5 protein-coding genes and 2 pseudogenes are annotated in these 6,580 nt (G+C 64.2%); all 7 read right to left on the bottom strand.

Going from position 1 to position 6,580, the window contains the following annotated elements; all coding sequences use genetic code 11:
* Positions 1–654, bottom strand: a pseudogene (locus tag AC27IO_RS18595) (SDR family oxidoreductase); the annotation flags it as partial.
* 91 nt (positions 655–745) lie between these two features.
* Positions 746–1,930, bottom strand: a complete 1,185-nt coding sequence (locus AC27IO_RS18600) for an acetyl-CoA C-acyltransferase (RefSeq protein WP_498740114.1) — start codon at positions 1,928–1,930, stop codon at positions 746–748.
* A gap of 78 nt (positions 1,931–2,008) precedes the next feature.
* Positions 2,009–3,821, bottom strand: a pseudogene (gene aceK / locus AC27IO_RS18605) (bifunctional isocitrate dehydrogenase kinase/phosphatase).
* Between the two features lie 28 nt (positions 3,822–3,849).
* Complete coding sequence (gene can / locus AC27IO_RS18610) at positions 3,850–4,512, bottom strand: carbonate dehydratase (protein WP_284429607.1); 663 nt, start codon at positions 4,510–4,512, stop codon at positions 3,850–3,852.
* Positions 4,513–4,541: 29 nt separating this feature from the next.
* Positions 4,542–5,729: an isovaleryl-CoA dehydrogenase gene (locus tag AC27IO_RS18615; protein WP_487090201.1), complete on the bottom strand. Its 1,188-nt coding sequence runs from the start codon at positions 5,727–5,729 to the stop codon at positions 4,542–4,544.
* Between the two features lie 36 nt (positions 5,730–5,765).
* A complete protein-coding gene (locus AC27IO_RS18620) occupies positions 5,766–6,227 on the bottom strand; it encodes a PaaI family thioesterase (protein ID WP_498740116.1) in 462 nt (153 codons plus the stop codon).
* A 40-nt stretch (positions 6,228–6,267) separates the two neighbouring features.
* Positions 6,268–6,580, bottom strand: a 313-nt coding sequence (locus AC27IO_RS18625; protein ID WP_487090199.1) for a MerR family DNA-binding protein, incomplete at its 5' end; no start/stop codon positions are given.

The following is a 6,580-nucleotide window of genomic DNA, read 5'->3' on the forward strand; positions in this document are numbered from 1 at the left end:
GGCCGTCGTGGTGCAGCAGCCGGCCCCCGGTCGGCCGAGGTGACGCCCGCCAGCACCGCGCGCATGCCGCGCACGCTCGCCTCGGGCGTGAGCGCCGCGCTCTCGCCCCCCCATGTCGGTTTGCACCCAGCCCGGGTCGAGCGTGATGAGCGTGGCCTCCGGATAGTCGTGCTGCGCAGCGGCCACCGCCATGTTGAGCGCGGCCTTGCTCGTGCGGTACAGCCACGAATCGCTGCCCGGCACGCTGCCGATCAGCGACATGGCGGACGACAGGAACGCCAGGGTGCCGCCCGCCATCGCCACATGGGGCGCGACCTGTGGCAGCGCCTGCATGGCGCCGAGCACGTTGGTGCGCATGACGGCGTCGAAATCCTCGCGCGTGGGCGGGGTGAGCGCCGAGGGCCGGCGGATCACGCCCGCCACGTAGAGCGCCACGTCGAGCTTTTCGCCGTCCAAAAGCCAGGCCAGGCCGCTGACGCTGGCCGGGTCGGCCACATCCACGCGCATCGGCTCGGCCCCCAGGGACTGCACGCGCTCGCGGCCGGCGTCGTCGCGCACGGTGGCGATCACGCGCCAGCCGGCCTCGCGGTATTGCCGCACGAATTCGAGCCCGATGCCGCGCGATGCGCCGATGACGAGAACGGTCTGGGTCACTGCCTGAATCCTTGTATCCAATCGGCTTCCACCGCAATCAATTCTAAGGCGTGCTGCTATACATTTAATAGCAATACGCCACGGGCCTCGATCAGATCAGTTCCAGCGCGACGGCCGTGCCTTCGCCCCCGCCGATGCACAGCGTGGCCAGGCCGCGCTTCTTGCCGCGCGCCTTCAGCGCATGGATCAGCGTGACCATGATGCGGGCGCCGCTGGCACCGATGGGGTGGCCCAGGGCGCAGGCGCCACCGTTCACGTTCACGATGTCGTGCGACACGTTCAGCTCCTTCATGAGCGCCATGGGCACGACGGCAAAGGCCTCATTGACTTCCCACAGGTCCACGTCCAGCACGCTCCAGCCGGCCTTGTTCAAGGCTTTCTGGGTGGCGCCGACCGGCGCGGTGGTGAACCATTCCGGAGCCTGGGCGTGCATGGCATGGGCCACGATGCGGGCGATGGGCTGGCGGCCGAGCTTGAGGGCGGTGGACTCGCGCATCATCACGAGCGCGGCCGCGCCGTCGTTGATGCTGGAGCTGGAGGCGGCGGTGATGGTGCCGTCCTTCTTGAACGCGGGCTTGAGCTGGGGAATCTTGTCCAGCTTGACCTTGCCCGGGCCTTCGTCCACCGACACCACGGTCTCGCCCGCGCGGGTCTTGACCGTGACCGGTGCGATCTCGTCGGCGAACGCGCCGGAGTCGCTGGCCGCCTTGGCGCGCTGCACGCTGGCCACGGCGAAGGCATCCTGCTGCTCGCGCGTGAACTGGTACTTGGCGGCGCAATCCTCACCGAAGGTACCCATCGAGCGGCCGGGCTCGTAGGCGTCCTCCAGGCCGTCGAGCATCATGTGGTCGAAGATGCGGTCATGGCCCAGGCGGTAGCCGCCGCGGCCCTTTTGCAGCAGGTACGGCGCGTTGGTCATGCTCTCCATGCCGCCGGCGACGATCACATCGTGCGAGCCGGCCAGCAGCAGGTCGTGCGCGAACATCGCGGCCTTCATGCCCGAGCCGCACATCTTGCTCAGCGTCACGGCGCCGGCGCTCTGCGGCAGCCCGCCCTTGAAGCCTGCCTGGCGCGCGGGCGCCTGGCCCTGGCCAGCCATCAGGCAATTGCCGAACAGCACCTCTTCGACCGACTCCGGCGCGATGCCCGCGCGCTCGACGGCGGCGCGGATGGCCACGCCGCCCAGGTCGTGTGCCGCCAGGCTGGAGAAATCGCCCTGGAAGGCGCCCATGGGGGTGCGCGCGGCACCGACGATGACGATGGAATCACTGCTCATGCTGTTGCTCCTGCAAAAAGAGGGGGGAAGGGGTTAAAAAAGCCGAAGGGATGGGCCAGGGTGCTGCCACGGCGGCGCTCAGGAAGGCGGTGCAGTCCCGGACGAGAACCGCCGTTCGTTGTCATAGGGAAAAACGTCGTACACATGGCCCGCCTGGATGCGCTCCTTGTGCGACTGCCAGAAGTCCGCGTCCAGCAGATCGGCGTGGTGGCGCATGAACACATCGCGCACCGCGTCGTTGCCGAGCAAAAAAGGGGGCGAAGGTTTCCGGGAATACGTCGCGCGGACCCACGGCATACCAGACCTCGCCGCTCATCTCGTCCTCTTCGTTGCGCGCCGCGGGCACGCGGCGGAACTGGCAGTCGGTGAGGTATTCGATCTCGTCGTAGTCGTAGAACACGACCTTGCCATTGCGCGTCACGCCGAAGTTCTTCCAAAGCATGTCGCCGGGAAAGATGTTGGCGGCCACCAGATCCTTGATCGCATTGCCGTATTCGACCACGCTGCGCTCCATCTGCTGGCGCGCGCGCGGATCGTGCAGGCCGGCCTCGAAGGCCTCCTGCAGGTAGATGTTGAGCGGAATCATCCGCCGCTCGATGTACAGGTGCTTGATGATGACTTCGATCTGGCCGTCGCCGTCGCGGTCGCTGATCTCCAGCTGGCTCGGGGCGAATTTCTCGATCTCGGCGATCAGCCCGTCTTCGAATCGCTCGCGCGGAAAGGCCACCTCGCTGTATTCGAGCGTATCGGCCATGCGGCCCACGCGGTCGTGCTGCTTGACCAGCAGGTACTTGGATTGGATCTGCTCGCGCGTCGTGTCCTTCGGCGGCGGGTAGTAGTCCTTGATGAGCTTGAACACGAATGGGAAGCTGGGCAGATCGAACACCAGCATCACCATCCCCTTGATGCCCGGCGCGATGCGAAAGCGGTCGCTGGAATAACGCAGGTGGTGCAGGAAGTCGCGGTAGAAAAGCGTCTTGCCTTGCTTGGCCAGGCCCAGCGCGTTGTACAGCTCGGCCCGGGGCTTGCGCGGCATCAGGCTGCGCAGGAACTGCACGTAGGCGCTCGGGATTTCCATGTCCACCATGAAATACGCCCGCGCGAAGCTGAACAGCATCTGCAGGTCGTCCTCGCCGAACAGGGCCGCATCGATCACCAGGCGGCCCGCGCTGCCGTGCAGGATCGGCAAGGCAAACGCCAGTTCGTTGAAGCCGTTGATCACCTTGCCCACCAGGTAGGCGCCCTTGTTCCGATAGAACAGGCCCGACAGCACCTGCACCTGGAAATTGGCGCGCAGCTTGGTGTGTGGCCCCAGGCGCTGCTGGAGGGCTGCCAGCACATGGCTGGTATCGCGGTCCAGGTCTTCGAACTCGCGCTGCAGCTGGAAGTTGTCCACGATGCGGATCAACGTCTCGTGCAGTGTGTCCGGCGACGGGTAATAGGCGCGGTACGTCGGCCGGGCGGCCGGCTCCTCGTTTTCGATGTACTCCGTGCTCACGGCCGGCCGCACGAAGATGAAGTTGTTGTGGAAATGCGTGCGGTGCAGGATCTTCGTCGTGACCGAGTTGAAGAACGTCTCGGCCAGCTCGGGCTGGTGGTGGTCCACGAGCAGGCCGATGTAGTGCAGCTTGACTTGGTGCCACACGTCCATGGGCTGCTCGCCTGCGTTGAACTCCCTGTCCAGCCGTCGCACGCATTCCTTCACGCGCAGATCGTAGAACTCGATCCGCTCGCGCTGGGCCCGTTGCTGCCCGAGCCAGTCGGCCGTCTCGAAACGGTGCTTGGCGCGCGCGGACTCCGTGCGGAACAGCTGATAGTGGCGGTTGAAGCCATCCATCATCGCCTTGGCGATCGCGTAGGCGTGGGGGGAATCCAGTCGCTGGGGAAACATGGGCCGCGTCCTGCGAAGGAGAGCGAGCTTACTCGCGGCGGGTAGCTGCAATGCCGGCAACGGCCGCCTGATAAAGCGCGTCGAGGCCTTCGGTGCCGGAGACCTCCAGGTTCAGGTTCTTGATCAACCCATCCTTGAGGCCGTAGCACCAGGCATGCAGGGTGACGTTCTGGCCGCTCGCCCAGGCATCGAGCATCACGGTGGTCTGCGCGACGTTCATCACCTGCTCGATGGCGTTGAGTTCGCACAGCACGTCGTGGCGCCACGCCTGCGGCGTCGCGGCGATGAGCTCGCGGTGGCGGTCGCGCACATCCTTCACGTGGCGGATCCAGTTGTCCGCCAGGCCCACACGCACATCCTGCAGCGCGGCCAGCACGCCGCCGCACCCGTAATGGCCGACCACCATCAGATGTTCGACCCGCAGCTGGTCGACCGCATACTGAATGGTGGAGAGACAGTTCAGATCGGTGGGCACCACCACATTGGCCACGTTGCGGTGCACGAACACCTCTCCGGGCTCCAATCCGGTGATCTGGTTGGCTGGCACGCGGCTGTCGGAACAGCCGACCCACATGTATTTGGGCTTTTGCTGTGCCATGAGGCCCGTGAAAAACCCGGGACGTTCCCGCTCCATCTGCGCTGCCCACGCACGGTTGTGGACGAAAAGTTGTTCGATGTCGGGAACGGCCATGTCAGTTCTTTCGAAGATTGTTCAACAAATCAGCATGTTTCCGCGAACAATTCGCGGCCGATTAGCATACGGCGAATTTCGCTGGTGCCGGCGCCGATCTCGTAGAGTTTTGCATCTCTCCACAAGCGGCCCAACGGGTATTCGTTGATGTAACCGTTTCCGCCAAAAATCTGAACACCCTCGCCGGCCATCCAGGTGGCTTTTTCGGCGCACCACAGGATGACGGACGCGCAGTCCTTGCGCACCTGGCGCACATGGTCGGTCCCCAGCATGTCGAGGTTCTTCGCCACCGTGTAGGCAAACGAGCGGCCCGCCTGCAGCACCGTGTACATGTCGGCCACCTTGCCCTGGATCAGCTGGAACTCGCCGATGCTCTGGCCGAACTGCTTGCGGTCGTGGATGTAGGGCACCACGTTGTCCATGACCGCCTGCATGATCCCCAACGGCCCGCCGGTCAACACCGCCCGTTCGTAGTCGAGCCCGCTCATGAGAACCTTGGCACCACCGTTGACGGTGCCCAGGATCTGGCTCGCTGGAACTTCGACATTCTCGAACACCAGCTCACCCGTGTGGCTTCCCCGCATGCCAAGCTTGTCGAGCTTTTGCGCAATGCTGAAGCCCTTCATTCCCTTTTCGATCAGGAAAGCCGTGACGCCGCGTGCCCCCAGTTCGGGCTCCGTCTTGGCGTAAACCACCAGCGTGTCGGCGTCCGGGCCGTTGGTGATCCACATCTTGGTGCCGTTGAGCAGGTAATAGCCGCCTTTGTCTTCGGCCTTGAGCTTCATGCTGATCACATCGGAGCCGGCGCCCGGCTCGCTCATGGCCAGCGCGCCCACATGCTCGCCACTGATCAGGCCGGGCAGGTACTTGTGCTTTTGCTCTTCGGAACCGTTGCGGTTGATCTGGTTCACGCACAGATTGCTGTGGGCGCCGTAGGACAGGCCCACCGACGCGCTGGCCCGCGAAATTTCCTCCATCGCCACCATGTGCGCGAGATACCCCATATGCGCACCTCCGTACGCCTCCGGCACGGTGATGCCGAGCACGCCCAACTCGCCCATCTTGCGCCACAAGTCCATGGGGAACTGGTCGGTGCGATCGATCTCCGCCGCACGCGGTGCGATCTCGGCTTGCGCGAAGTCGCGCACAGCATCGCGCAAGGCATCAATGTCTTCGCCCAGTTGGAAATTCAGGCCGGGAAGGCTGGCGAGGGTCATGGAGTCTCCTATTTTGGGAATTAATGAAGAAGAAGTTCAGCCGGCAATGCCATCGCGCCCGATGACGGACATGAGCGTGCAGCCCATGGTGGCGATCAGTTTTTCCTGGCTGACGTCAACACCGTAGGCCCGGCCTTCGCACACCGTGATGGTCCGGCCCGGCTTGACGACACGGCCTTCCATGCGAAAGCGGGGTCCGCGCGCCGGCGCCAACAGGTTGATCTTGAATTCGATTGTCAACACCGCGGCCTCGTCAGGCATCAGGGTAAAGGCCGCGTATCCGCAGGCGGAATCCAGCGCGGCGGACACCATTCCCGCATGTAAAAAACCATGCTGTTGTGTCAGCGACGCGGCCCAGTCCAATTCGATGTCCACCTCGCCCGGGGCAATGTGCCCCAGCTGCGCGCCCAAAGTGCGCATGGCGCCCTGAAGGGCAAAACTCTGAGAAACGCGGTGCACATGGTCGGGATGGGCAAGGTCAGACAGCGTGATCGGCATGGCTTGGCTGAGTTACGTTTACGTAAACGTCAATTATGGCCTATTTCTTCTTTTCCGCCTTGAGGAGCAGTGCCCTCGCTTCCCTTTCATGTTCCCGCACCTCCTCCAGGTTCGCCTGAAGATCGGCCATCTGGGCCTCCAGTTGCTTGCGGTGCCCCGCCAGCACGTCCAGGAATTTGCGGAGCTGCACACCGGTGTCCCTGGGACTGTCGTAGAGATCGATGATTTCCTTTGCCTCGGTCAGCGAAAGCCCCAGGCGTTTTGCCCGCAAGGTGAGCCGCAACCGAGTGCGATCACGTGCGGTATAGATGCGAGTTCGAGCGCCAGGTCCGGTGCGTTGGGGTTGAAGGAGG

Source organism: Acidovorax sp. KNOB132, assembly GCF_057541515.1.

Bases quoted from the DNA above. Each gene is read 5' to 3' on its own strand.
- AC27IO_RS18600 (WP_498740114.1), bottom strand. From the start codon at position 1,930: ATGAGCAGTGATTCCATCGTCATCGTCGGTGCCGCGCGCACCCCCATG.
- can (WP_284429607.1), bottom strand. From the start codon at position 4,512: ATGGCCGTTCCCGACATCGAACAACTTTTCGTCCACAACCGTGCGTGG.
- AC27IO_RS18615 (WP_487090201.1), bottom strand. From the start codon at position 5,729: ATGACCCTCGCCAGCCTTCCCGGCCTGAATTTCCAACTGGGCGAAGAC.
- AC27IO_RS18620 (WP_498740116.1), bottom strand. From the start codon at position 6,227: ATGCCGATCACGCTGTCTGACCTTGCCCATCCCGACCATGTGCACCGC.